The sequence below is a fragment of the Rhodococcus sp. DMU1 genome (assembly GCF_012272955.1).
GTDB lineage: Bacteria > Actinomycetota > Actinomycetes > Mycobacteriales > Mycobacteriaceae > Rhodococcus > Rhodococcus aetherivorans.
Window position 1 is genome coordinate 17,119 of the sequence record NZ_CP050953.1, and the last position, 24,730, is coordinate 41,848.

Here is a 24,730-nt window from a genome sequence, read left to right on the forward strand (position 1 = left end):
GGGGCCCACAGTCATGTGCAGGGGGTCAGACCGCCGGCTCGAAATGCGAGATGTCGAGGATCTGTCCGGTGCGCTCCTCAGCCCATACTGCCCGCACGCGTGAGCCGGACGGCAGCTGCGCCCGGATGCCCGCGGGATCGGAGAAGTCCAGTCCGACGATGTAGTGCATCAGCAGGGTGTCGGCGCCGTCGAGGCGGATGCCTCCGATGGCGTACGGAGCCTTCGGGCCCCCGCGAAAACCCTGCCACACCACGGTGTACACCTCGAGGTCGCCCTCGCCGCTGAGTTCGACCCACTGGTCGTTGCGTTCGAACGAGTCCTCGCAGTATGCCTGGGGCGGGACGTACACCTTGGTCGACTTCGCTCCGGTGTTGGCGAGGATCTTCTTCTCGCGCAGCCCCTGCATGAACCGGCCCCAGGTGGCGCCGAGGTGGATGTCGTAGTCGAGGTCCCAGTGCACGGGAGTCGTGGTCACGGCCTGGTCGATGGTGCTGGTGGTCTCGCTCATGATGCGCGCTCCTCGGTGGATCGTTCGAATACTGCCAAGTTCTCGAATTGGAAGAAGGTTCCTCCGGTGCCGTGGGCCAGTCCGGTGCGGGCGCCGTCGACGCGGATCTCCTCCGGTGCGTCACCCATCACCTGCCAGGCCACGTAGACGTACGGTGCGAGCTCGCCCGCCACGCCGGCGTTGGTGCACTTCGGCCCACCGGAAAGATTGATCGGCAGGCTGCCACCGCGACGGCTCTCCGGCGACTTGATGAGATCGATGCCCGTTCCGGGAGCGCACAACTGAAGAGCCTCGAGCTGCATCGGCTGCATGTGCGCGTAGGGAGCGAAGACCTCGACCACGTCGAACTCGCGATACGGATCGCGGATGCCGGCCTTCGCGTACACCCGTCGAGCGAGCATCGCGAGGTTTTCCATCGCACCGAAGTCGCCCTTGCCGCCGCCGAGGTACGGATCCCCCGAGGTACCCATCGCCCGGATCACCGCGGGTGTGGTCTTGAGCGAGCGCGCGGATTCGTCGGAGGTCACCAGCATCGCGCACGCCGAGGTCGACACCGGGCACACCATCGGCTGGGTGAGCGGCGACGACAGCGGTGTACCGCCGACGACGTCATCGATCGTCAGGGTGTAGCGCAGGTGAGCGTAGGGATTGCGGGAGGCCTTTTGGTGGTCGGCGACCGCGACGGCCGCGAGATCGGCGGTGGTGATGCCGTGCCGCGCCTGGTATGCGCTGGCGGCGAACGCACCCATGTGGAACCCGCCCATCCCGAGGGGCTGCTCGACGACCATCGGGGAGTTGGTGTTGATCGCGGACTGCAGGTCCTGCACGCCGTAGAACGTCGGGCCTCCGAGCACCAGTACCCGCGCGTGGGTACCGGCACCGACCATGCGCGCTGCGACCTGCATCAGGTTTCCGCCGGTGGTGCCGCCGGTGTTGACCACGGTCAGCGGGATGTTCGCGCCGAGACCGAGGAACTTCGAGCGGTGCTTGCCGCCGAGTACGGTGCCCTCGAACCCGTCGATGTTGCCGACCACGATGGCGTCGATGCTGTCCGGTGTTGCGCCGGCGTGTTCGAGGGTCCGCCACGCAGCCTGCTGGCACAACTCGATGTACGAGAATTGTTGTTTGCGTGGTGATGTGGCCTCGGTGATACCTACACCGGCCACTACTGCATGTCGAGCCATCTCATACTCCCTGTACGACGAGGACGGTGCTGTCGAGGGCGACAGCACCGGTGACGGTGTCGACCGAATGCACCACCGCGGTCGTGTCGGCGGGCGCGTCGTCGAGTCGGTCGAGCGCGTCCGCGAGTCGCGCGGCGCCGTTGGCCAGGCCGGGATACACACCGGCCGCAGCACCCCAGGCGTTGATTCGGTCGGCAGCCAGCCCGCCGAGGCTCAGGGCTTCGAGCAGAGGTTGGTACATGCTGGCGGTGGGGGCCGTGAATTCGACGAGATCGACCTGCTCGGCGGCGTTGGTGATGCCCGCGTTGCGGTACGCCGTCGCGGCTGCGTGGCGAGTCGAGGCGCCGACGTCGGTCAGCCACTGCGTGCCGCTCAGGTAGCTGCCGGTGCCACGCCCGAAACCGGTGAGGAGGGCGTTGCGGCCGGGCAGACGCGCCGCGCGCGCGGGCGAAGCGAGGACGATGGCGACCGCGCCGGTGCTGTGCGCGGGCAGCATGAGTTCGGTGAGGGCGCCGTTCGCGCGCGGTGCGGCAAGGACATCGGTGCCGGTGACGTGCTCGTGGCGGGCCGACCGGATGTGACCGACCGACTTGTTGATCTCGGCTGCGGCGAGGTCGGCCAGCTCGGCGAGGGTGGCGTTGTTCTTGAGCGCCCATGCGGTGTGCAGCGCGTACGTCGCTTCTGTGGTCAGACCCACCGGGCGGGCGAAGTGCGGGTCGAACGCCAGGTTCGAGATCTGTTCGATGAACGCACGCCGCTCGACCCCGCGGCTGGCGGTCTCCGGATTGTAGACGCCGACGGCGACAGCCACCTCCACCTCACCCGAGGCGATCGCCTCCGCTGCTGCGATGATCGCTGTTCCCGAGTCGGATTCGAGACGGTACGCGTCGGACAGGTAGCCGCCGGAGGCGGAATTGGTCATGCCGGCGGAGATGCTGCGGCCGTCGAAGATGTCCATGGATGCGGTCACCGAGAGGCCGATGTCCTGCTTGCGCAGGGCCGCCTCGCCGAGAGCTCGCGAGACCACGTCGTAGACGAGTTCGTCGAGGACGGCATCGTGTTCAGGGAGGAACGGCGTCGCGGCCAGGCCCACCACGGCTACTGGTGTCGCGCGCCCACCCTCTGATCCGGTCACTGTCATGGGTAGTCGATCCTTCCGAGAGTCAATGAGTGAGAGGTTGCGAACCGGATCAGTCGAGGAACCGATAGACCACGATCGCCACGCACGCCGGCTTCGGTGCTCCCTCGCGTTCGACCACTGCCTCGATCGTGACCTGGACGCCACCGGCAACCTTGTTCGCCGAGGTGATGGTGGAGGACAACCTGATCCGCGAATCCACCGGCACGGGTGCCGGGAATCGAACCTTCTCGAGCCCGTAGTTGACCACCGAGGACGCCCCGGGCACCGACAATGCGTCGGCAACCAGCGGGCCGATCACCGACAGGGTCAGGTAGCCGTGCGCGATGGTGCTGCCGTACGGTCCGGTCTCCGCTCGTTCGGCATCGACGTGAATCCACTGGTGATCGCCCGTGGCGTGGGCGAAGGTGTCGATGCACTGCTGGTCGACGACCATCCACTCCGTGACGGGCAGCGAGGCCCCCACCGCACTCACCAGGTCGTTCGGCGTGGCGAAGACCACCGGGGATGTAGTCATTTCTTCGTCTCCGATCCGTTGTCTCGTCCGCCGACGGTAGTGAGAACGAACCGGGTCCGGTTGTCGCAGTCTGCGCCACAGTGCACGTGTGTCAGAGCGCGACATCCGACCACGCTGGATCCGTGTGAGAGTCGGGACGACATCGCTTACAGAAGGATTCGAGCCGAATGACTGACACGCCCACCGCCGCCGCGGCCTCCGCCGGCCATCCCGTCACCGAGGGCAGTCTGGCTGCATGTGTAGCCGACTTCCTGTCCGCCCACGATCCGGCTACCACGCCCCGGATCGGGTTTCTCCGCGCGAGATTCGATGCAGGCCTGGCGTGGGTACAGTATCCGGTCGGCTGTGGCGGCCTCGGTCTCGACGTCGCCGCTCAGTCGATTGTCGATGCCGCGCTCGAGGCTGCGGGCGCCCCGGACAACGCGCCGCACCGCAACGTGATCGGACTGGGCATGGCAGCGCCGACGATTCTCGCCCACGGCACCCTGGAGCAGCAGCGACAGTGGCTGCGGCCGCTGTGGACGGGTGAAGAAATCTGGTGCCAGCTCTTCAGTGAACCGTCCGCCGGCTCCGATCTCGCATCACTGGCAACCAGGGCTGTTGCCGACGGTACCGACTGGGTCGTCAACGGGCAGAAGGTCTGGACATCGCTGGCCCACGAAGCGCGGTGGGCCCTGCTCATCGCCCGCACCGATCCCACCGTGCCCAAGCACCGCGGTCTGACCTACTTCGTGTGCGACATGCGCTCACCGGGCGTCGATGTTCGGGCGTTGCGTCAGCTCACCGGCGAAGCGGAATTCAACGAGGTGTTCCTCGACAACGTCCGGGTGCCGGACCGAAACCGACTCGGTGAGGTGGGCGCCGGGTGGAAGGTCACCCAGTCGACGCTGATGAACGAACGCGTCGCCATCGGAGCCGGGACCGCGCCGCGAGAAGGCGGGCCGATCGGGTTCCTCGCCGACCTCTGGCGCCAGGACACGACCCATCGCACGATCGGATCGTTCGACCGATTGCTGCAGCTGTGGGTCGAAGCCGAGACCATGCGACTGACCACCGAACGCCTCCGTCAACAGGCGGTGACGGGGACCCCGGGACCCGAAGGGTCCGGGTCCAAGCTCGCGTACTCGCAGCTCGCGCAGCGAGTGTCGAGTCTCGAACTCGACGTCCTCGCCGACCGGGGACTCCGGTTCGACGACTGGACGTTCCGCCGTCCCAACCTCGACGAGGAACACAGTCGCCCCGCGGGATACCGATTCCTGCGCACCAAGGGCAATTCGATCGAAGGGGGCACCTCGGAGATCATGCGCAACATCATCGCCGAACGAATCCTGGGACTGCCCGCAGAAAGCCGCACCGACACCACCACCGCATGGAACGAGCTGCCCCGATGACCACCACCAGTACTGAGCGACCGGCAACCGATCTCCTCTACTCCGAGCAGGAGGAGTTTCTTCGCGAGACCGTCCGAGACGTTCTGAACAAGGGCTGTGACTGGACCGCCGTCCTTGCCCTCACCGAGTCCGAAAGTTCCCTCGACCGCACCCTGTGGCGCACCCTCGCCGCCGACGTCGGCGGCGCCGCACTGGCGCTACCCGAGGACGTCGGCGGCGCTGGCGCGAGCTGGCGTGAGACCGCCGTATTGCTCGAGGAGCTGGGTCGTTCCATCGCCCCGGTGCCCTACCTGGGCAGCGCAGGTGTCGCGACCGTCTACGCCCAACAGATCGGTGCCGCCGACCTGCTGACGAAGCTGGCCGCCGGAGACATGATCGCCGCGGTGGCGGTACCGGCCGGCGCGCCGTGGTTCCGCCCGCTGGAACCGACCGTCACGGTCACCGACTCCACCCTCACCGGTGCCGTGGCGACCGTCGCAGACGCCTCCGCGGCGGACACACTGCTCGTGCCCGTCGGTGAGGACACCTATCTGGTGGAGGTGGCCGCGGCCGGCGTCCGGTGCACCCCGGTGGTGTCCCTCGACGAGACCCGGCCCCTGGTCGACATCGAGTTCAACGCAGCACCAGGCCGGCGTCTGGAGAGTTCTCGGCCGGCCGGCGCCGCAACCGCGGCAGCGCTGCGGGCGGGCGCCGCGCTCCTGGCATCCGAACAGCTCGGCCTCGCCGAGCACTGCCTCGCAGCCACCGTCGAGTACCTCGGCGTGCGCCGTCAGTTCGGTCGGGTTCTCGGTTCGTACCAGGCTCTCAAGCACCGTCTCGCCGATTTGTGGGTCCAGATCAACCAGGCCCGGGCCGCCGCGCGGTACGCCGCGCACTGCCTCGCCACCGGCAGTGACGACCTCGATGTCGCTGCTGCCGTCGCACACTCGTGGTGCTCGGAGGTCGCTGTGCACGCGGCGGAAGAGTACGTGCAGCTGCACGGCGGTATCGGATTCACCTGGGAGCATCCCGCCCACCTGTACCTCAAGCGCGCCAAGAGCTCGATGCTGATGTTCGGTGGCCCGGACGTGCACCGAACCCATCTGGCGGGCCTGATCGACCTTCCCTTTCCGACGGTGGAGAACATCCGATGACCGACCTGACCGGACGCGTCGCCGTGGTGACGGGCGGAAACGGCGGCATCGGGCTGGGCCTGGCCGAAGGCCTGGCCGCGGCCGGGGCCGACGTCGCGATCTGGGCGCGCAACGTCGAACGCAGCGCCGCCGCCGTCGAGGCCCTGCGCGGCCGCGGTGTCCGCGCCGAAGCCATCGCGTGTGATGTCGGCAGCGAAGACGATGTGCGTCGTGCCGTTGCCGACACCGTCGAACGGATGGGCCGGATCGACATCCTGATGGCCAACGCCGGGATCGCCGACGAGAAGCCGTATCTGGAGACCTCGTTGGACGACTGGCAGCGGGTGATTCGCACCAACCTCGACGGGACGTTCCTCACGACCCGGGAAGTGGGCCGCTACCTCGTCGAGCGCGGCGAAGGCGGCGCGATGGTCATCGTCTCATCCACTATTACCCGCTACGGCAGTGCGGGCCAGGCCGCCTACGCCGCCAGCAAATCCGGAACCAGCTCCATCGGCCGCACCCTCGCCGTGGAGTTCGCCCGGCACCGGATCCGTTGCAACATCCTTATCCCCGGCTGGGTGGCCACGCCGATGAACGAACACCTGCGAGAGAACGAGCGGTTCGTCGAGGCGACCACCAGACGAACACCTGTTCGACGCTGGGCCAATCCTGAGGAATTCCATTCCGTAGCAGCGTTTCTCGCCGACCCTACGGTGACGTTCCACACCGGCAACGAAGTCGTCGTCGACGGCGGCTACACCATCTTCTGATCAACTGTGCAAGGAGCCATCGAATGAACCTGACCTGTGACTTCTCAGCCAGGACCGTGCTCGTCACCGGAGCGGCCCAGGGCATCGGCAAAGCGATCGCCGAATACTTCCGCACTGCCGGAGCGCGCGTCGCGGTCGCCGACCGCGACGCCACTGAACTGGAGAAGGCGTGGGGCTCGCCGTCGGCAACCGTGCTCCCGGTGGCCATGGACGTAGCCGACCCGGCATCGGTGGCGTCCGGGGTCGGCATCGTCGTCGACACCTGGGGATCGGTGGACGTGGCCGTCAACAACGCCGGGATCGCCCGCGACGCGGTGGTGTGGAAGCTGACCGACGACCAGTGGAAGGCCGTGCTCGACGTCCACCTCGGCGGGACCTTCAACGTCACCCGTGCCGTGGTGCCGCACATGCGCAACGCCGGCTTCGGCCGGATCGTCAACGTGACGTCCTACACCGGCATGCACGGCAACGTCGGGCAGGCCAACTACGCGGCAGCCAAGGGCGGCATCATCGCCTTCACCAAGACCGTCGCCAAGGAGACCGCACGATTCGGCATCACGGCGAATGCCATCTCGCCGAACGCCGCGACCGCGATGGTGGCAGCGATCCCGGCCGACCGCCTCGCCGAGATGACCGAGTCGGTGCCATTGGGGCGGTTCGCCGACCCCTGCGAGATGGCCGCCGCGGTCGCATTCCTGGCCTCGGAGGAAGCGAGCTACATCACCGGTATGGTCCTGCCCGTCGACGGTGGCGTGTCGATGTAGCCGGTCTCGGCGACACACGCATCGGGGCGGCGGGCTGGAACTGTACAGTTCCAGCCCGCCGCCCCGATGCGTGTTGCTGCGACGGTGTCCGTCAGTTTCCGACTGCGGGCGGTATGTCGAGCAGGTGCCCCATCCGGTCCCGTTTGGTGCGCAGGTAGGCAACGTTCTCCGGTGTGGTGTGCACCGGCAGCTGGACCCGTTCGGCGATCTCGAGACCGTAACCGTCGAGCCCGGTGTACTTGTCGGGGTTGTTGGTGATCAGCCGCATCCGGCGCACGCCGAGGTCGACGAGAATTTCCGCGCCGACGCGATAGTCCCGGCTGTCGACGGGCAACCCCAGGGCCTCGTTGGCCTCGACCGTGTCCGCGCCCCGCTCTTGCAGGGTGTAGGCGCGGAGTTTGTGGCCGAGCCCGATCCCGCGGCCCTCGTGGCCGCGCAGATACACCAGTACCCCAACCCCTTCCGCCGCGATCCGGCGCATCGATTCGCGGAACTGGACACCGCAGTCACAGCGCAGTGATCCGGCGAGATCGCCGGTGAGACATTCGCTGTGCACGCGCACGAGGACTCCCGCGGGATTGTTCGTGTACGCGTTCAGGTTCCCGACCGTCAGCGCGAGGTGCTCGGTTCCGTCGTTGGTGGCCCGGTAGGCGTGCGCCCGGAACAGGCCGAACTCGGTCGGCAGCTCCGCGCTCCCGGTGGCAACGACCGAGTTCGCGTGTTCTCGCCGGTATCGGATGAGGTCGGCGATGGTGATCTTGACCAGCTGGTGCGCGTGGACGAAGTCGTCGAGCGATCGGCCGGCGCGCATCGCACCGGAGTCCTCGACGATCTCACCGATCACTCCGACTGTCGGTAGCCCCGCGAGCGTCAGCAGGTCGACCGCCGCCTCGGTGTGCCCGGCGCGTTCGAGAACGCCCCCGGCCCGAGCGACGAGGGGGAACACGTGTCCCGGTCGACGCAGGTCTGTGGCGTGGCAGTCGGGATCGGCGAGGGCTCGAAGAGTTCGGGCTCGGTCGGCCGCCGACACCCCGCTCGTGGTGTCGATGTGGTCGACCGTGACGGTGAATGCCGTGTGATGGGAGTCGGTGTTCTCGCCGACCATCTGGGGCAGCTGCAGCCTCTCGGCGCGCGCAGCGGACATCGGGGCACAGAGTATGCCGGTGCTGTGCCGGACCATGAACGCGACCTGGTCCGTGGTGATGGTGGCCGCGCAGCCGATGAGATCACCTTCGTTCTCGCGGCCGGGGTCGTCCACCACCACCACCATCCGGCCGGCGCGAAGTTCGTCCAGTGCCGTCTCGATCGTCGATATCGTCACGGTGATCTCCTTTTCGGACAGGGGAATGCTGAGATTTGGTCAGTTCCGACCGGCGACTCGGGCAGGGGTGAAGGTCCGGTCGTAGTAGACGACCGGCGCGCGATCACCGAGCCCGACCGACACGACCTCGCCGACGAGGATGGTGTGGTCGCCCCCGGGGTAGCGAGCGTGCGCCCGGCACTCGAGAACGACGGGTGCATCCGCGAGGTGTGGCAGTCCCGACGCGTGTGGAGTGAAGTCGTTTCCGGCGAACTTGTCGGCACCGCGTATGGCGAACCGTCGCACGATTGCCTCGTGTTCCATCCCGGCGATGTGGATCAGCCAGGTGTCCGCGCGTTCGAAGCCGTCGTGGCACTCGGCGCCGGTGGCAAGGCAGACCAGGACCAACTGTGGATCCATCGACACCGAGCAGAACGAGCTGGCGGTGAAACCGCGCTGACGGCCCTCCTCGTCCACCGTGGTGACGATGGTGACGCCACTGGGGAATCGTGCCATCGCCTCGCGGAAGGCGGGGGAGGCTGTGAGATCGGCGGTCATGAGGGGCCTCGATTCGTAGTGCTGCGGTGACTGAGGTCACTGTATGGAGCGCACGCGAAGGGAGGTTGTCGCAGATCGGGACAGCGCGCCGAGGCGGCGGAGCAAATCGCGACATCCGGTGCAGAGACAGTCTGCCTACTCACTGTTGACGCCATGTCAGTAGCTTGGCATCATGGACGTGTCCCCCACCACAGCCCGTCCAGGGCTGTGGTGGCCGACGTCTCGAACGGCATGCGCCCACGGACTCTCGAGCCCAGGCCGAAAGAAAGGACTTCCGCCTTGTCCCTCGACGACCGCACCCGTACCTTGCTGCGCGAACGAGAGCTCTTCCTCGAAGGCGCGGACCCGGCCGAACGCGGCATCGTGCGCAAGGAGATCGCACAGTCCTGGAAGCGTTCGCTGATGTATGGGCTCGAGCCGGAGCGCTCCCGGCCCACTTTTCGTTCGGAGCTGCAGTCCTCGGAGCAGCTGCTGTCGGTGGCCGTCCCGGTGATCGAGTCCAAGCGCGGTGCACTCGTCGACTCGTCGAGCAGCCTGGCACTGACCGATGCCAGCGGTTGGGTTCTCGCGAGGTGGGTCGAGGACAGCCGTTTCTCCAGGCGCCTGGACCGGCACGACGTGTTGCCCGGCTACTCCTTCGCCGAAACCACCGTCGGCACCAACAGCGGCGGAATGGTCCTCGAAACCGGACGTCCGGCGCTCGTTGCCGGCCCGGAGCACTTCTTCGAGGAATCCCTCCAGCTGACCTGCGCCGGCGCGCCGATCCACCATCCCCTCACCAAGCGGCTGATCGGCACGTTGAATCTGACCTGCCGATACAGCGACACCAACCCCATCATGTTGTCGTGGGTGTGCGAGGTTGCCACCCAGATCGAAAAGGTGCTGGCCACCACTGCACACCGTCGGGAACAGCTTCTGTTCGAGGCCTTTCTGGCGGACAACCGCGACAGCAGACACGCGGTGATCTGTCTCGACGAGCAGACCATCATCAGCAACGCCGCCGCTGCCCGGATCCTCGGACCGTCCGATCAGGCGATCCTGTGGGAGCACGCGGCCCGGACCCTGCGATCCGGGACTGATGCGGCCGCCGAGAAGACGGTCTCGCTCGCGGACGGAGCCGCGGTGGGCGTCGATGTGGTGCCGGTGACCGACGGCCCCGCCACGGTCGGTGCCCTGCTTCGCCTCAAGATCAGCAGCCACCCCTCCCGCAGCGCGCGCTCGCAGGAACCGGTCCCGGCGCTGGGAGATCTCGTCGGACACTCCCCGGCGTGGCGCGCGATGTGCCACGCGGTGACCGACACAGGCACCCCCGCACTGCTCCTGACCGGTGAACCCGGAGTCGGAAAGTTCGCGGTGGCCCGGGCGTTGGCGGACGAGTCCGACACCGCCGTCGTCGACGCCCTGGCGCCCTCGACGACGAGCCCGGACTGGAACACCCGCGTCGGCGATGCCATCGACCGGGCACCGTCGCTGCTGATCCTGCGGCACCTCGAGACCCTCGACTCCGATGCGCTCCGCACGACGGCGAGCGCCGTCGCCGCCGCTCGCGCCCGGCAGATCCGAGTCGTCGCAACGACGAGCGCACCGACCCCCGCGCTCTCACAACTGGTGGAATGGTTCGACCGAGTGGTCGAGGTCCCCTCGCTCGCCGACCGCGCCGGTGACCTTCCGTTGCTGCTCGAGACCATCAGCCGGCGCTACAGCCAGCCCGGTGAAAGAGTCCACTGGATGCCCGACGCGGTCCAGGCACTCGGCCGCATCGACTGGGATCGCAACGTGGCCGGGCTCGACACGCTCGTGCGCGAACTCGTCGCCGGCCGCAATCGTCGGTACATCGGCGCGCAGGACCTACCGATCGAACACCGCGTGCAGGCGTCCCGCCGGCAGCTTCAGGGCCTCGAACAACTCGAGGCCAAGGCGATCATGAATGCGCTTCGCGACGCCGGCGGCAACAAGCGCCTGGCCGCCGATCGGCTCGGGATCGCGCGCTCCACCCTGTACCGGAAGGTCCGGGCGCTGGGCATCGACATCGACTCCGCCAACTTCTGATATCGGCTGCTCGGGTGACCGGGCGGTGGCGCAGGTTGCGACATCCACCACCCAGTCACGAGGCACACACTCGAACCATGGTGTCTCATTCGACAGAAACTCAGCTGGACGCGTCGCTGCCGCTCATCGCCGACGAGGAGGAAACCCTCCTGCGGGCCACAGTTGCCCGTATCGTCGCCAAGTACGGACACGACTACTACCAGAAATGCTCGGCAACCGGCGAACCGATGCAGGCCCTGTGGGACGAACTCGGCCGCAACGGCTACCTCGGCCTCAACATCGCCGAAGAATACGGCGGCAGCGGTGCCGGCCTGACCCAGCAGGCGATCGTCAGCGAGGAGCTCGCGGCCGGCGGCTGCCCGGAGCTGGCCATGGTGCTCTCTCAGGGCATCGCAGGCAGCGTCTTCGGACGACACGGAACCGAGGAACAGAAGCGGCAGTACCTTCCCGGAATTGCTAGCGGCGAAAAGAAATTCGTCTTCGCGCTGACCGAGCCGGACGCCGGCTCGAACTCACACAACGTCTCCACCACCGCCACCCGCGACGGCGACGACTACATCGTCAAGGGCACCAAGTACTACATCTCCGGTGTCGATCACTGTGACCACTTCCTCCTCGTGGCCCGGACCGGAACCGACGAGAAGACCGGCCGAGGCCTGCTGACACTGTTCGTCGTGGACCCGGACGTCGAGGGACTGACCCGGGAACTCATCCCCACAGCACTGTCCGCCCCCGAGCGCCAATTCACGCTTTTCTTCGACAACGTACGCATCCCCGCCGATCGGGTCGTCGGCGAGGTCGACAAGGGCCTGATGCCCTTGTTCGACGGCCTCAACCCCGAACGGGTACTCAGTGCCGTGATCTGCACCGGCATTGCCCGCTACGCCATCGACAAGGCCTGCCGCTACGTCAAGGAACGCACCGTGTGGGGAACGGCGCCGATCGGCGCCTACCAGGCAGTGCAGCATCCCCTGGCCGCCGCCAAGATCGAGCTGGAGGCGGCCCGCGGCATGACGTGGAAGGCGGCTGCCCTTTTCGACGCCGGGCTGCCCGCCGGTGAGGCCGCGAACATGGCCAAGTACCTCGCCTCCAAGGCCGGGCACCACGCCCTCGATACCGCCATCCAGGTGCACGGCGGCAACGGCCTGGCCCACGAGTACGGGCTCGCCGACCTGTGGTCGATCGTGCGCCTGCAGCAGATCGCACCGGTGTCCTCGGAGATGGTCCTCAATCACATCGCCCAGCACACCCTCGGCCTGCCGCGCTCCTACTGACCCCGAAAGGCTTCACGCCCGATGACCACTGCAGTCAAGGAGCTGGACCCCGGCCTGGCCGGCCGCCAGCTGCCCGGTGACACCACCACCATCTCCCGTCACCAGTCCGCGATCACCGATCACGCACTGCACGCCGCCGCGGATCCCGACGCGGGTGAGTACGCCCACTCGATCTGGTTTCTCATCATCGCCTTGCGCGGCATGGGCATCAGCGTCGACGAGTTGTGCGCCCTGGCGGACAAACGAGAAGGCGACACCCTCCTGTTCGGCACCTGCGGTATCGACCAGCATCAGCCGCTGTCGGTGGGCCATACCTATCGGACAACTGCGTCCATCGACAGTGTTTCCCGCCGGACCACCCGAGACGGATCGATTCTCGACAGTCTCACCGTGACGGTGACCTTGTTCGACACCACCGTACCGACCGACGCTGTCGGCACGGTTACCAGTGTCTACCTGTTCAAGAGAGGGCAGAACTGATGTCCACCAACGAGATCGCGCCCGGCTACATCATCCCGTCCTTCGTGGTGGACCCGGTCAACGGTGAACACATCCGGCAGATCGCACTGGTCCTCGACGATCCCAACCCCATCCACTTCGATCTCGACGCCGTCGCTGCAGCTGGCATGGGGGACCGGGAGATCAATCAGGGCGGTTCGACGATGGCCTACATCATCGACATGATCACGTCATGGGCCGGCGCCAGATCAGCCCTCCAGCGCATCAAGTGCCGATTCCGCGACAATGTCCGCGCGGGTGACGCAGTTACTGCGGGAGGCACCGTGCTCGAGGTGATGGGTGCCGGCGACTCGCGCCGCGTGCTCTGCGACGTGTGGGTCGACCGCGGCGACGGCACCCGCGTCATCGACGGCACGGTTGTCGTCGCCGTCCCCGAGGATTGAGTCCACTCGGGGTATCGATCCGGAACGAGGGGATGAGGGTGGTGCACATCGTGCACCACCCTCATTCGCTGGTTCCGGGGACCTTCGGGCTCAGCGAAACATCCGCTTGAGTTCAGGCTTGTTGATCTTGTTGTTCCCGGTGCGCGGCAGCGCGGAGACCATCTCGATCCGGCGGGGGCGGGAAAGACCTTTCAGGTCGGGGTGCTGCTGACAGAATTCCGCGATATCGGCCATCGTTACTCCCTCGTGGGATGCGACGACGATAGCTGTCACCTGCTCGACCCAGCGCTCGTGTGGTGTCCCGATGACCGCGACCTCGGCGACATCAGGGGAGGACGCCAGGTAGTTCTCGACCATCTGCGGGTAGACGTTCTCCCCGCCGCTGATGATCATGTCGTCGATCCGCTCGACGTACTCGAGCTGGCCGTCGGGTCGAATCCGCATCAGGTCGCCGGTGCGGAACCAACCGTCCACGAACCGCTCGGCATCGGCGTCGGGGCGTTTCCAGTAGCCCGGTGTGACCGCGTCACCCCGCACCTGCAGTTCACCGATCTCGTCGCTGCCCTGGGCGATACGTTGCTGGGTGGTCGGGTCGACGAGCTGCCACTGCACCACCTGTTCGAGCGGCCGCCCCAGGCACACCGGCAGCGGGTTCTCCCCGATCCGTTCGCATGCGGCCAGCCCGTTCTGCTCCGTCTGGCCGTAGATGTTGATCACCGAGCCGATGCCGGTTGCCTCACGGAACCGTCGCAGCGGACCCTCCGGCAGGCCCGACCCACCGACCGCGCAGATCCGTACACTGCTCAACTGCGTCGGCTGCGCACCGCTCATCCGGTTGGCCACATCGATGGCCATGGTCGGCACCAGCGCCACATAACTCGGTGACCAGCGCCGGGCCAGATCCACCCACCCGAGCGGATCCCACTTCGCCATCAACGTGACCGACCCGCCCGCGAGCAGGATCGGAAGGGAGATCAGCTGCAAGCCTCCGACATGGAAAAGAGGCGTGCACACCAATGCGCTGTCGTCCGCGGTGAGGCCGAAGACGTCGATGGTGGCGTCGACGGCGACTCCTGTCGTCCGGTGAGTTTGACGAACACCCTTCGGGGTGCCGGTCGATCCGCTGGTGTACATCAGCAGCGCCTCGTCCCCGTCGAGACGAGGAACGATCTCGTGGCGCTCGGACAACGTCATCACGTCGTGCCACGTCCAGCTCGCACCGGCGGTGACGGCGTTCGGCCCCACGGCCAGGATCCGCTCCGCGCCGCGAAGGCCGTCGCACACGTCCTGAATCAGCTCGACCTCACTGTCGGCAACCACGATCAACGACGGGTCCGAGTCTTCGACAGCGTGCCGGAGGGGTCCTCTCGGTACCGACAGGTTGTACGGCACCGCAATCGCGCCCGCCATCCAGATCCCCAGGAGAAGCGGAAAGGACTCGAGGCGGTTGGAGGCGTAAATCCCGACCCGATCGCCAGGTGCGACACCGACAGAGTCGAGAAAGGCCGAGAACCGCCTCGAGACGGCGACGAACTGATCGAACGTCAGCTCGTCACCGCCGAATCGGACTGCGACCGCGTCGGGCCGTCGCGCTGCGACGCGGACGAGGACGTTGGAAAGGTTCACGTGCATCCTTCGTCAGAAGTAATGGTCCGGACGCCGACCGGCACGGAAGTTGCCGAATCAGCCTATGGCGTAGAAGTACACCCCCGATTCCGGCTGGATGATGTCGCAATCGAGAACACCTCGGTGACTGTCCCGAAACGCGACAACCTCGACCGCGCATCCGCGCAGAGAATGTGTCGTACGACACACCACCTGTACTAGTAGAGGAGACATTGTGGGTCGAGTAGAAGACAAGGTCGCCCTGATCACCGGGGCGGCGCGCGGCCAAGGGCGTGCACACGCGATCCGTCTGGCCGAGGAGGGAGCCGACATCATCGCGGTCGACGTCCCCAACGACATCATCGACATCGGGTACTCGACCGGGACCGCCGAGGAACTCGCCGAGACCGCCCGGTTCGTCGAGAAGCTGGGTCGTCGCGTCCTCACCGTCGAGGTCGACGTCCGTGACGCCGAGGCCTTGACGAACGGTGTCGACGGGGCCGTCGCCCAACTCGGCCGACTCGACATCGTCTCTGCCAACGCCGGCATCGCGAGCAACCCCCACCTGGCGCACGAGATCCCCGAAGCGACCTGGCAGCAGATGCTCGACATCAACCTCACCGGTGTCTGGCATACGGCCAAGGCCGCCATTTCCCACCTCATCGACGGTGGGCGCGGGGGAGCGATCGTACTGACGAGTTCGGCTGCGGGATTGAAGGGCTACGCCCACATCGCCCACTACGTCTCGGCCAAGCACGGCGTCGTCGGTCTCATGCGCAGCCTCGCAAACGAACTCGCCCCGCACAGCATCCGGGTGAACTCGATCCACCCGACCCAGGTGGACACCCCGATGATCCAGAACGAAGGCACCTACCGGATCTTCCGCCCCGATCTCGAGGCGCCGACCCGCGAGGATTTCGAACCGGCGTCGGCGTCGACAAATGCCCTTCCGGTCCCGTGGGTCGAATCGCGGGACGTCAGCAACGCCCTGTTGTTCCTCGTCTCCGACGAAGCCCGGTACATCACCGGTGTCGCCCTGCCCGTCGATGCGGGATGCCTGATCAAGTGACACAGACCTGCCACGGGCCCCTCGCCGGAATCCGAGTCCTCGAACTCGCCGGCCTGGGGCCCGCCCCACATGCGGCACTCATGCTCGCCGACCTCGGCGCCGACGTTGTCCGGGTCCAGCGTCCGGGCCCCGCGGCAGACCTGGCGCAGGACCCGACGCTGCGCGGACGCCGGATCGTGACCGCCAACCTGAAGGACCCGAAGGATCTCGACCAGGTCCGCGCGCTCGCACTGAAGGCCGACATCCTGATCGAGGGATTCAGGCCTGGAGTCGCCGAACGCCTGGGTCTGGGCCCGGACCGCCTCTCGAGCGACAACCCGGGTCTGATCTACGGTCGGATGACCGGTTGGGGACAAGATGGTCCCTGGGCCGCCAAGCCCGGTCACGACATCAACTTCATCGCCGCCGCCGGTGTACTGAACGCCATCGGACCGGCCGGCGGGCCGCCACTGCCACCGTTGAACCTCGTCGGCGACTTCGGTGGCGGCTCGATGTTCCTGATCGCCGGCTTGCTCGCCGCGCTCGTCGAGCGCACACGTTCCGGCCAGGGACAGGTGATGGACGCGGCGATGCTCGACGGACCTTGACCCTCGCGCACTCGGTGTGGGCGATGCGGGCCAGCGGGGACTGGACCGACGAACGGGGATCGAACGTCCTCGACGGCGGAGCACCGTATTACGACTGCTACCGCACCGCCGACGGCGGGTACATGGCCGTCGGCGCGATCGAGCCGCAGTTCTACCAGGCGTTGCTCGACGGACTGGGCATCGAAGGGACACCGGACCAAAACGATCGGTCCCGGTGGCCGGAACTACGTGATGCGATCGCAGCCGCGTTTGCGACCAAGACCCGCGACGAGTGGGAAACGGTCTTCGACGCGCTCGATGCGTGTGTGACCCCGGTGCTGGCGTTCGATGAGGTGGCCCGACATCCGCAGGTCGCACACCGCGAAGCGCTGGGCGAACTCGACGGTGTACTGCAACCAGGTGCTGCGCCACGTTTGTCGCGGACGCCGAATCGACCGGCACCCGCTGCGGCCGTGGCCACGGACCTCGACTCCATCTGGTAGACGAAGAGCTTCGGGGCCACAATCTCCCAGTGACCCCGAAGCTCTTCTCATCGGCGACGTGCCTGGCCGCAATCGAATTGCGTTCGATTCACGATCCGATCGACGACACGTCCACCGTTTTCTCCTCCAGTCGGCTGGTCGCCGCCGGCTGGTAGGTCTCGCGGGCCGATGCGATCGCCCAGATGCTCAGGACACCCGCGACAGTCACATACGCCCCGACCGAGAGCACGGTGCCCGTCCACGCGAACAGACTCGTTGCGATCAGCGGGGCGAACCCGCCACCGAGGACCGCACCGAGCTGGTATCCCAGTGAGGCCCCCGAGTACCGCACCTCCGCGGGGAACATCTCGTAGTAGAAGGCAGCCATCGGCCCGTAGAGCGCCCCCAACGTGACACCGGGGAGAAGACCCGCGAGCAACATCAGCCAGACGCTGCCGGTACCGAGGAGCAGGACGAACGGGAAGGCCGACACAGTTGTCACAACGGCGGCGATCACCAGAACCCGTTTGCGCCCCACCCTGTCCGACAGCAACGCGAAGATCGGAATCGACACCACTGTCACCGCGCTCGAGACGAGAACAATCCACAGAGCCGTCGACTTGGGCACACCTTCTTCGGTGGCGAAGGAGACGAGGAACACCGTCACGATGTAGTAGTACACCTGAATGACCAGGATCATCCCGCCGGCCTGCAACACCTCGCGCGGGTGTTCGCGCAGCGCGGTGACGATCGGAGACCGCGCCCGGACCGGGACATCCTCGGATTTCTGCTCGACCGCACGGGCCTGCAACTGCTTGAACTCGTCCGAGTCCTCGATGGTGATCTGAATGTAGAGACCCAGCGCCACCACAATCGCACTGAGCAGGAAGGGAATACGCCAACCCCACGATTGCAGGGCCTCCGTGCTCATCGATGCCACGACGACCAGAAACACGATGTTGGACAAGATCACAGCGAGCGACGGACCGACCTGCGCGAAGCTGCCGAAGAACCCACGTCGATTCGGCGGGGCATTTTCGGTCACGATCAGCATGGCTCCGCCGTACTGACCGCCGACCGCGATACCTTGCACCGCGCGCAGCACCAGCAGAATCAACGGAGCAGCAATGCCGATCTGGGCATAACTGGGAATCAGTCCGATCAGAAACGTCGCCACACCCATCACCAGCATGGCGACCACCAGCATGGCCTTGCGGCCGAGACGGTCACCGAAGTGCCCGAAGATGATTCCGCCGAGGGGACGGAACAGGAAGCCGACGCCGAAGGTGGCGAACGCCGCGATCGTGCCGACGATCGGGCTGACCCCAGGGAAGAACACCTTGTTGAACACCAGCGCTGCGGCGGTCCCGTAGATGAAGAAGTCGTACCACTCGAGTGTGCTCGCGCTGAGCGCCGAGACCAGCACTCGCCGAAGGTCCTTTTCTGTGGACATGGTGATCAGCTCGGGTTCGGGTTGAAGGTGGACAGGACCAGGTGGCCACCGTCGACCGGGAGTTCGACTCCGGTGATCCGGCGCGCCGCGTCCGAGGCGAGGAACACGACAGCTCCACTGATCTCGTCCGGTTTGATCAGCCCCCCCATCGCGTGCCAATGACGCGCCGCGACCTCGTGGTCGGCGCGGGTCGACCCCGGCTTACCGCCCGTCATGTCGTAGCAGCCCTGCCAGTTCGTCATCGCGGTGTCGACGAACCCGGGAAGGATGGCGTTGACGCGGACGTCGTAGGGGGCAAACTCCAGGGCCGCGGACTTCATCAGCCCCAGCGCGCCGTGCTTGGCGGCGGTGTAGTGAGCGGCGCCGGCCTGTGCCTCCACACCATTGACGGATGCGGTGATGATCACCGATCCGGACCGCTGCTTGGTCAGCTGCGGTGCTACTGCTTTCAGTGCCCGCCACACCGCGTTGAGATTGACGTCGATGGTGTCGAGCCAGTCCTCGTCGGTCAGATCCCACAGCGCTCCCCGCGTCCAGATACCGTGGTTGATCACTACGATGTCGATGCTCCCGAACGTGGCAACGGTCTCCGCCACCACAGCGTCGAGTGCGGACGACGAGCGGACATCCACCTTGTGCGCGGCAACCCGTACCCCGAGCGCGCCAACGGACTTCGCCGCCAAGGTGAGGTCCTCCTCGGTCGCCAGGCCGTACTGGACCGAGGCGATCTGCTCACAGATGTCGACCAGAACGACGTCTGCACCCTCCTTCGCCAGCGCATGTGCATGTGCCAGGCCCTGTCCGCGTGCGCCGCCGGTGACAAGCGCGACCTTACCGTCGAGAGTTCCCATTTCCACAGTCCTTTCGATGCCCGACCAAGTGGTCCCGTCGAACGGTAGGTGTGCCGCGAGTCACACGATGTGTCACTTCGCTACACCTTCGACTGAACGCGTTGAACACACGAGGGGCGGAGTGCGGCTTCGAATGCCGACACTCCGCCCCATCGTTGGATTCGATCAGCCCACCGTCACGCTGCGCTCGGCTTCGAACTGCTTGCGGGCAGCCTCCTGGCCGGCAGCCGTGGCGTCCGCGGCGGCCTTGTCGCTGGCCACGACCTGGTCGTAGCCGCGCTGACGCGGTGCCCGTGCGCCGCTGAACTCGGGAGCGACCCGTTCGGCGATCAGTTCAAAGCTGCGCAACGCAGCAGGCTGCGGAGCCCACTCACCGTGCAGGACAAGAAACTTGCCGAAACCTCCTGACTTCTCCTGCAGTCGTTCGATCTGCGCGATCGCCATCTCGGGGGTGCCGATGACAGCAAGCCCGCTTTCGTTGATCCCGTCGATCAGGGTGTCGACGTCCGGTGCCTTTTCGAATCCGGGAGTGACGTGGGAGAGGTAGTTCATCAGGTCCAGCAGGCCGTGACGGCAATCTGCTCGTGCCTGCTCCTCGGTCTCCGCCACGTGCATCAGTCCCGTGAGGCGCCACTGGTCGCGAGAGACGGTACGCCCGTTCTCTGCCGCGATCTGCTCGGCAATGTCCCAGTGACCTGCGAGCAGCTCCACACCCATCGGGTTCGTGGCCGCGAGTGAGAGGATTCCTGCCCCGTACTTGCCGGCAAGCTTCGGACCGGTGGGCGAGACGGTGGCGGTGACAGCCTTCTCGATGGTCGAGTACGGGGCAACATGCAGGTACGCGTCCCGGATCGTGTACCAGTCGGTCTCCTCGGTGACCGTCTCACCGTCGAGCAGACGGTGAATGACGTCGAAGGCCTGTTCCATCTTGCGGCGACTCTCCACCGGATCGATGCCGATCATGTGCGCGTCATCTGCCAGCTGGCCGGGGCCGGCACCGAAGATGACTCGGCCGCGACTGAGGTGGTCGAGCAGAACCAGCCGATCGGCGACCATGAAAGGGTGGTGATAGGGCAGGGAGACGACACCCAGACCCAGCTTGATCCGCGAGGTCCGCTGCGCAGCGGCAGCGAGGAACATCTCCGGCGACGACACGATCTCCACACCACCCGAGTGGTGTTCACCAATCCAGAATTCCGCGAAGCCGAGCCTGTCCATGTGCTCCACCAGCTGCAGATCCTGGTGAATCGCGATGTTCGCATCCGTCTCCACCTTGTGCCACGGCGCAAGGAACGCGCCGAACTCGACGGTTGCGCGAGAGGTACCCATGATTTCTCCTGATCGACGTATCCCAAATGACGGAGCCTTGTTCTCTTGCCACCAGCATTCAGCGATCGTCAGCGCTGTGATGTAGCGCATTCGGACACATCCCGCGACGCCTCGCGAGACCGCGTCCGTACTCGGCTCATCGCCCGCCCTTCTTCGGATCCGTGAGGTGCCGTCGAGGCCGGTTCGTCGGGCACGGGCAAACTACCCTCGGTGCCGGTCGTGCCCGACAACGAGCTGAGCTCCTCACCGCCAGGAGGCCGAGCGTTGCTGGTGACCAGCGGCTCGATCCGTCACCTGACCTCCATGAATCAGGGACGTGCCGCATTCTTGACAGGTCGTCAGTAGCGGGGCGTTCATCGGCGCTGTGATGCACAGCGCCACACACCATCGAGCCAGGAAACGGTACCGCCCGTAGGCTCCGATCGACCATGATGGATAATTTCGTTTGTCCATCAATTACGTTGCGGTGCAGCAGATTTCAATTGGAGGACCGGACGAGAGATGCCGTGGCACCGGTTCCGCATGTCGTGCCGGCACACGGATTCAGTCTCGTTCCGAACCGCGACCGTCCCAGTCGATCAATCCGGCCGTGTCGGCGGCAGCGAACAGGGCCAGGGCAGCGTTATTGCTGGTGGCGCTGAATCCCGGGGTGGTGCTTCTGCGCCGCGTCGCGCACTGTCGGGTACACGATCCACGTTCCCGCCGGCAACGAGGCCGGGTTGATGTCGCCGACGCTGCGCCGCGGGGTGATGTTGTGGTCACGGTCGACCAGGAGCAACGGTACGGGCCCATCCTTCCGGGTCACCGGTTCGGGTCGTCGCACTCCGGCGCGTTCGGTTTACCGTACCGACCGGCGGGGTGCGCGGACCGGGTCGACCGGTGGAGGCAGATCGTCGCCGCTCAGGTGGTGGGTTCGCGCCGCGGCGGAAGGGTGTCCGGGAACTCGTAGGAGCAGCCGATCTCCACGAGCGATGGTGCGCCGGGAACGTCCCGGAACCACGACACGCACACGTCCGCTGCGAGTGCGATGTCGCGGGTGAACAGGTACCCGTCGGTGCAGTCGTCGAAATGGTCGTCGAAGAACCATCGGTCCAGGTCCAGGGCGTCGACCGCGTGGCTGTCGAAACGCAGTCGGTCGAGCACCGTTCGGGAGCGACGTACCATCAGCACCCCGTCGGCGAGTACGTGCATCTGGGAGCACACCACCGGCTCGTCCACATTGTCGTGGTCGTCGTCGACGTGCACGTAGTCGCTCGGTCCGAGGTCGATGATCAGCCCCGTCGGCTGGTCGGTGAACGACTCGACGAGCCAGTCGATCATCCGGTCCCACGTGGTGATCTCCGGTACGTCGGTACTGTCGGCCACGGACGGTCTCCTTCGGTACGTACGGCGGGCATCTCGGCCACGTTATCGTCGCCCACCGACAACGCCACCGCCGCGCCGGCACCACCGACCGGACCGTGATGTGCGCTCGCCCGGCACCACGTTCCCGCGAGAGACTGTGTCGATATATTGCGAAACCTACTGTGGCGCAACTAGACACGAAAGGCCGATAACCGATAATATGTCAAGTAGCGCGCCGGAAGCCTCCGGCGGCGTGGCGTCCGATCGTCTGCGTCGCCTCGTCCATCGATCGGATCGTCGCACCGAGCGGGTATGCGCGGTATCTGGTTTCACCCGGGGCGCACGGCGGGTGGCGGCGTTCCGGCCGCGGCTTGATGTAGCGTTGTTCCATCCGGCGGCCGTGCTGGTTCTCGTCGAACCGCTCCGACTCCTCCGCATCCGTCCACGCTGAGCACTCGGCGGCCGCTGTTCCGACCGGTCAGCGCGGGCGGACGGGGTCCCCGCCTTCGCCGGGGCCACCGAGGTGGGTGGCGAAGAACGCCGCGATGCGTCGCCGCGCGTCGCGGGTGGCCTCGGGGTCGAAGCGCGTTCCCGAGACGGTGGACAGGACCATCAGCAACGGGGTGACGTCGGCGCGATCGTGGTCGTTCATGAACCCGTGCCCGGCGCCCGGATAGATCTTCACGTCGTGGGCCACTCCGAGCCGGGTCAGCGTGTCCTCGAGCCGGATCCCGGCGCTGCGGCCCATCGGTGACCGGTCCCTGCCGCCGAAGCTGCCGACGATCGGGCACGACCCCTCGAGATAGGTCTCGGCGTCCTTCGGGCACCCGCCGTAGTTGACGCTCGCGGCGGAGTAGCCGTGCCCCGGGGCCAGGGCGAGGGCGTACCCGCCGCCCATGCAGAACCCGATCACACCGATCGTGCCGGTGCAGTCCGGGCGCGCGGCGAGCCAGTCGCGGGCGGCCGCGATGTCGTCGAACGACCGGCCCCGCCTGGCGCCGAGATCACGCATCATGGTGCGCAGGCAGGACAGCCGGCCCGCCCAGAACAGGTCCGGGGCGATGGCGAGGTATCCGTCCCCGGCGAGCCAGTCGGCCTGGTTGCGCAGGTCGTGGCTCATGCCGGTGAAGTCGTGGATCACCACGACCCCGGGCCACGGCCCCGGACCGGGCGGCGTCGCCACGTACGCGGGCATGCGGCGACGGGGGGTGACGATCTCGACGTCCGGCATGGTGCTCCCTCCCCGGGCACGGAACGGGCCCGGCTCGATTGTCGCCGGGCACCGCCCGCGGCGGGAGCGTATCCGGGCGGGAAGTCGCCCGCATCCCTCCCGGTCGACGCGGTGCCGGTGTCCGGCCGGTGCGCCCCGGACCGGAGCGTCAGAGCAGCGTGGACAGCAACGCCCGCGTCCGCTCGTGCCGGGGAGGGCGCAGCAGTTTCGCCAGGCGTCCGGCTTCGACGACGCCGCCCGTCCAGGAACACCCATGGAGCGGTGACCTCGCGGGCCGAGCCCCCTCTCGTGGGTCACCACCACGGCCCTGCCCCGGCGGCCAGGTCCTTGCCTCGTGGGGGCACCTCGCTCACCGGCTCGGGATCCAGGGCGTGGAGGGCAGGCCGTCTCTGGTGGCCGATAACGCAGTCCTTACGTCAAGTAGACTCATGCGCTTTGCAGGCTGAAGATGTGGGCTCGCCCGAGCAGGGGTGCGTCCAGTGACTCCCCTGTCGCACCAAAGATTCGAGCGACTGCCCGGTCCCCGTAGAGGCCGGCGACACGGTCCCGGCACGAGCTGCGCTTCGGCCTTCCGTCAGTTTCAGAGCGGGAGAAGCGCGAGCGCGGCCCCTGCGAGAGCGATTACGCCCCCCGGACAGCAGGGCGACGGGCAGCAGCGGCGCTGGAGTCGAACCGACGGTGAGTGCCTCGACTCGAAGGCGGTGCGTACTGTGCGCCGTGGCCAGGATTGTCAGCGTGGGCGCGGCGCAGACTGCGACGACGACCGTGGTGAGAAGGAGCGGCTGAGTGCTCGCGCGGAGCAACAGCAGGCACACGGCGGCAAGAAGGGCACCGGTGCGCACCACGCCATGGTGGTCCGTTCGGGCTGTAGTCCAGCGTCACCGTGCACGCCGTCCGGCTTCGTGAGTGTGGTGGACACGCGGTCGGTCATGTCCCCGCAGCGACGGCGACGCAGACCGCGGTGCCGAGGACGAAGGTCATCATGACGACAGCGATCCCGGGAAGCGGGAGCGGTTTTCCGGTTCTGATGGCCACTTCGACGCGGAACCAGCGGTGGAGGGCGCCCACCGAAAGAAGGAGGGAGAAGGCCAGGAGGGTGAGCACGGTGATTCGGCGCAGTGCGTCGTCGAGGAGGGGGTTCCCGAGCATTTCGAGGGCGAGAGCCGATGCGATGAGTCCCAGGACGGTGCGGATCCAGGCGAGGAAGGTGCGCTCGTTGGCGAGGGTGAAGCGCGGATCCGGGTCGGTGCTGGGCGCGCAGCGGACCCGGGCGCCACGACCGCGAGGTCGTGGGCGGGGTCCGCCGCTGCCGGGGAGCAGCAGAAGTGGC

The 24,730-nt window shown here is 66.8% G+C and carries 23 protein-coding genes and 1 pseudogene; 10 read left to right on the top strand and 14 right to left on the bottom strand.

Features of this window, described 5'->3' with window-relative positions:
• Positions 1–25 precede the first annotated feature (25 nt).
• Genes HFP48_RS28120 through HFP48_RS28135 form a run of 4 tightly spaced genes read right to left on the bottom strand, consistent with a single transcriptional unit; the run spans position 26 to position 3,347 of the window.
• Positions 26–508, bottom strand: coding sequence for a Zn-ribbon domain-containing OB-fold protein (locus HFP48_RS28120; protein ID WP_168580695.1), 483 nt, complete (start codon positions 506–508; stop codon positions 26–28).
• Entirely contained in the window at positions 505–1,692 is a 1,188-nt protein-coding gene (locus HFP48_RS28125) for a thiolase family protein (RefSeq protein WP_168580696.1), read from the bottom strand. The genes HFP48_RS28120 and HFP48_RS28125 overlap by 4 nt, the downstream gene beginning before the upstream one ends.
• A gap of 1 nt (position 1,693) precedes the next feature.
• On the bottom strand, positions 1,694–2,833 hold the full coding sequence (locus HFP48_RS28130; protein WP_168580697.1) for a hypothetical protein: 1,140 nt from the start codon (positions 2,831–2,833) through the stop codon (positions 1,694–1,696).
• Between the two features lie 49 nt (positions 2,834–2,882).
• Positions 2,883–3,347 (bottom strand): MaoC family dehydratase, encoded by a 465-nt coding sequence (locus HFP48_RS28135; protein WP_168580698.1) that lies wholly within the window; start codon positions 3,345–3,347, stop codon positions 2,883–2,885.
• A 167-nt stretch (positions 3,348–3,514) separates the two neighbouring features.
• Between HFP48_RS28135 and HFP48_RS28140 the strand changes: the two genes are divergently transcribed.
• The 4 genes from HFP48_RS28140 to HFP48_RS28155 are packed head-to-tail and all read left to right on the top strand — an operon-like array spanning position 3,515 to position 7,387.
• The gene (locus tag HFP48_RS28140) at positions 3,515–4,738 is read left to right on the top strand and encodes an acyl-CoA dehydrogenase family protein (protein ID WP_168580699.1); all 1,224 of its coding nucleotides are present in this window, start codon (positions 3,515–3,517) and stop codon (positions 4,736–4,738) included.
• Positions 4,735–5,871: an acyl-CoA dehydrogenase family protein gene (locus HFP48_RS28145; RefSeq protein WP_168580700.1), complete on the top strand. Its 1,137-nt coding sequence runs from the start codon at positions 4,735–4,737 to the stop codon at positions 5,869–5,871. The genes HFP48_RS28140 and HFP48_RS28145 overlap by 4 nt, the downstream gene beginning before the upstream one ends.
• Positions 5,868–6,623 carry an SDR family NAD(P)-dependent oxidoreductase gene (locus HFP48_RS28150; protein ID WP_168580701.1) on the top strand — a complete coding sequence of 252 codons (756 nt, stop codon included), beginning with the start codon at positions 5,868–5,870 and terminating at the stop codon, positions 6,621–6,623. Before HFP48_RS28145 ends, HFP48_RS28150 begins: the two co-directional genes overlap by 4 nt.
• Before the next feature lie 23 nt (positions 6,624–6,646).
• Complete coding sequence (locus HFP48_RS28155) at positions 6,647–7,387, top strand: SDR family oxidoreductase (RefSeq protein WP_168580702.1); 741 nt, start codon at positions 6,647–6,649, stop codon at positions 7,385–7,387.
• Between the two features lie 91 nt (positions 7,388–7,478).
• On the opposite strand, the gene HFP48_RS28160 is transcribed toward HFP48_RS28155, so the two are convergent.
• Together HFP48_RS28160 and HFP48_RS28165 are read right to left on the bottom strand one after the other, a co-directional pair.
• Positions 7,479–8,729, bottom strand: coding sequence for a bifunctional 3,4-dihydroxy-2-butanone-4-phosphate synthase/GTP cyclohydrolase II (locus HFP48_RS28160; protein ID WP_168581126.1), 1,251 nt, complete (start codon positions 8,727–8,729; stop codon positions 7,479–7,481).
• 18 nt (positions 8,730–8,747) lie between these two features.
• The gene (locus HFP48_RS28165; RefSeq protein WP_168580703.1) at positions 8,748–9,245 is read right to left on the bottom strand and encodes a flavin reductase family protein; all 498 of its coding nucleotides are present in this window, start codon (positions 9,243–9,245) and stop codon (positions 8,748–8,750) included.
• 279 nt (positions 9,246–9,524) lie between these two features.
• Here HFP48_RS28165 and HFP48_RS28170 point away from each other — a divergent pair, with 279 nt between their 5' ends.
• The 4 genes from HFP48_RS28170 (at position 9,525) to HFP48_RS28185 (ending at position 13,470) form a co-directional block, all read left to right on the top strand.
• Positions 9,525–11,294, top strand: a complete 1,770-nt coding sequence (locus HFP48_RS28170; protein ID WP_168580704.1) for a helix-turn-helix domain-containing protein — start codon at positions 9,525–9,527, stop codon at positions 11,292–11,294.
• Positions 11,295–11,371: 77 nt separating this feature from the next.
• Positions 11,372–12,568 (top strand): acyl-CoA dehydrogenase family protein, encoded by a 1,197-nt coding sequence (locus tag HFP48_RS28175; protein WP_168580705.1) that lies wholly within the window; start codon positions 11,372–11,374, stop codon positions 12,566–12,568.
• A 21-nt stretch (positions 12,569–12,589) separates the two neighbouring features.
• The gene (locus tag HFP48_RS28180) at positions 12,590–13,048 is read left to right on the top strand and encodes a hypothetical protein (protein WP_168580706.1); all 459 of its coding nucleotides are present in this window, start codon (positions 12,590–12,592) and stop codon (positions 13,046–13,048) included.
• Positions 13,048–13,470: a MaoC family dehydratase gene (locus tag HFP48_RS28185; protein ID WP_168580707.1), complete on the top strand. Its 423-nt coding sequence runs from the start codon at positions 13,048–13,050 to the stop codon at positions 13,468–13,470. The genes HFP48_RS28180 and HFP48_RS28185 overlap by 1 nt, the downstream gene beginning before the upstream one ends.
• Positions 13,471–13,560: 90 nt before the next feature.
• On the opposite strand, the gene HFP48_RS28190 is transcribed toward HFP48_RS28185, so the two are convergent.
• A complete protein-coding gene (locus tag HFP48_RS28190) occupies positions 13,561–15,096 on the bottom strand; it encodes a class I adenylate-forming enzyme family protein (RefSeq protein ID WP_168580708.1) in 1,536 nt (511 codons plus the stop codon).
• 211 nt (positions 15,097–15,307) lie between these two features.
• On the opposite strand from HFP48_RS28190, the gene HFP48_RS28195 reads away from it, so the two are divergent.
• Together HFP48_RS28195 and HFP48_RS28200 are read left to right on the top strand one after the other, a co-directional pair.
• Positions 15,308–16,144 (top strand): mycofactocin-coupled SDR family oxidoreductase, encoded by an 837-nt coding sequence (locus HFP48_RS28195; RefSeq protein WP_282597493.1) that lies wholly within the window; start codon positions 15,308–15,310, stop codon positions 16,142–16,144.
• Positions 16,129–17,213 (top strand): annotated as a pseudogene (locus HFP48_RS28200) (CaiB/BaiF CoA-transferase family protein). Before HFP48_RS28195 ends, HFP48_RS28200 begins: the two are co-directional and overlap by 16 nt.
• Positions 17,214–17,301: 88 nt before the next feature.
• Here the strand turns inward: HFP48_RS28200 and HFP48_RS28205 are convergent.
• The 7 genes from HFP48_RS28205 to HFP48_RS32205 form a co-directional block, all read right to left on the bottom strand.
• Positions 17,302–18,618: an MFS transporter gene (locus HFP48_RS28205; protein ID WP_246872595.1), complete on the bottom strand. Its 1,317-nt coding sequence runs from the start codon at positions 18,616–18,618 to the stop codon at positions 17,302–17,304.
• A 32-nt stretch (positions 18,619–18,650) separates the two neighbouring features.
• On the bottom strand, positions 18,651–19,496 hold the full coding sequence (locus HFP48_RS28210) for a mycofactocin-coupled SDR family oxidoreductase (protein ID WP_168580710.1): 846 nt from the start codon (positions 19,494–19,496) through the stop codon (positions 18,651–18,653).
• Between the two features lie 165 nt (positions 19,497–19,661).
• Complete coding sequence (locus HFP48_RS28215; RefSeq protein WP_168580711.1) at positions 19,662–20,825, bottom strand: LLM class flavin-dependent oxidoreductase; 1,164 nt, start codon at positions 20,823–20,825, stop codon at positions 19,662–19,664.
• A 622-nt stretch (positions 20,826–21,447) separates the two neighbouring features.
• Positions 21,448–21,630, bottom strand: coding sequence for a hypothetical protein (locus HFP48_RS28220; protein ID WP_168580712.1), 183 nt, complete (start codon positions 21,628–21,630; stop codon positions 21,448–21,450).
• Positions 21,631–21,725: 95 nt separating this feature from the next.
• Positions 21,726–22,190 carry a hypothetical protein gene (locus tag HFP48_RS28225; protein WP_168580713.1) on the bottom strand — a complete coding sequence of 155 codons (465 nt, stop codon included), beginning with the start codon at positions 22,188–22,190 and terminating at the stop codon, positions 21,726–21,728.
• 457 nt (positions 22,191–22,647) lie between these two features.
• On the bottom strand, positions 22,648–23,400 hold the full coding sequence (locus tag HFP48_RS28230) for a dienelactone hydrolase family protein (protein WP_168580714.1): 753 nt from the start codon (positions 23,398–23,400) through the stop codon (positions 22,648–22,650).
• A 927-nt stretch (positions 23,401–24,327) separates the two neighbouring features.
• Positions 24,328–24,723, bottom strand: coding sequence for a DUF202 domain-containing protein (locus tag HFP48_RS32205; protein WP_348983377.1), 396 nt, complete (start codon positions 24,721–24,723; stop codon positions 24,328–24,330).
• Positions 24,724–24,730: the final 7 nt, after the last annotated feature.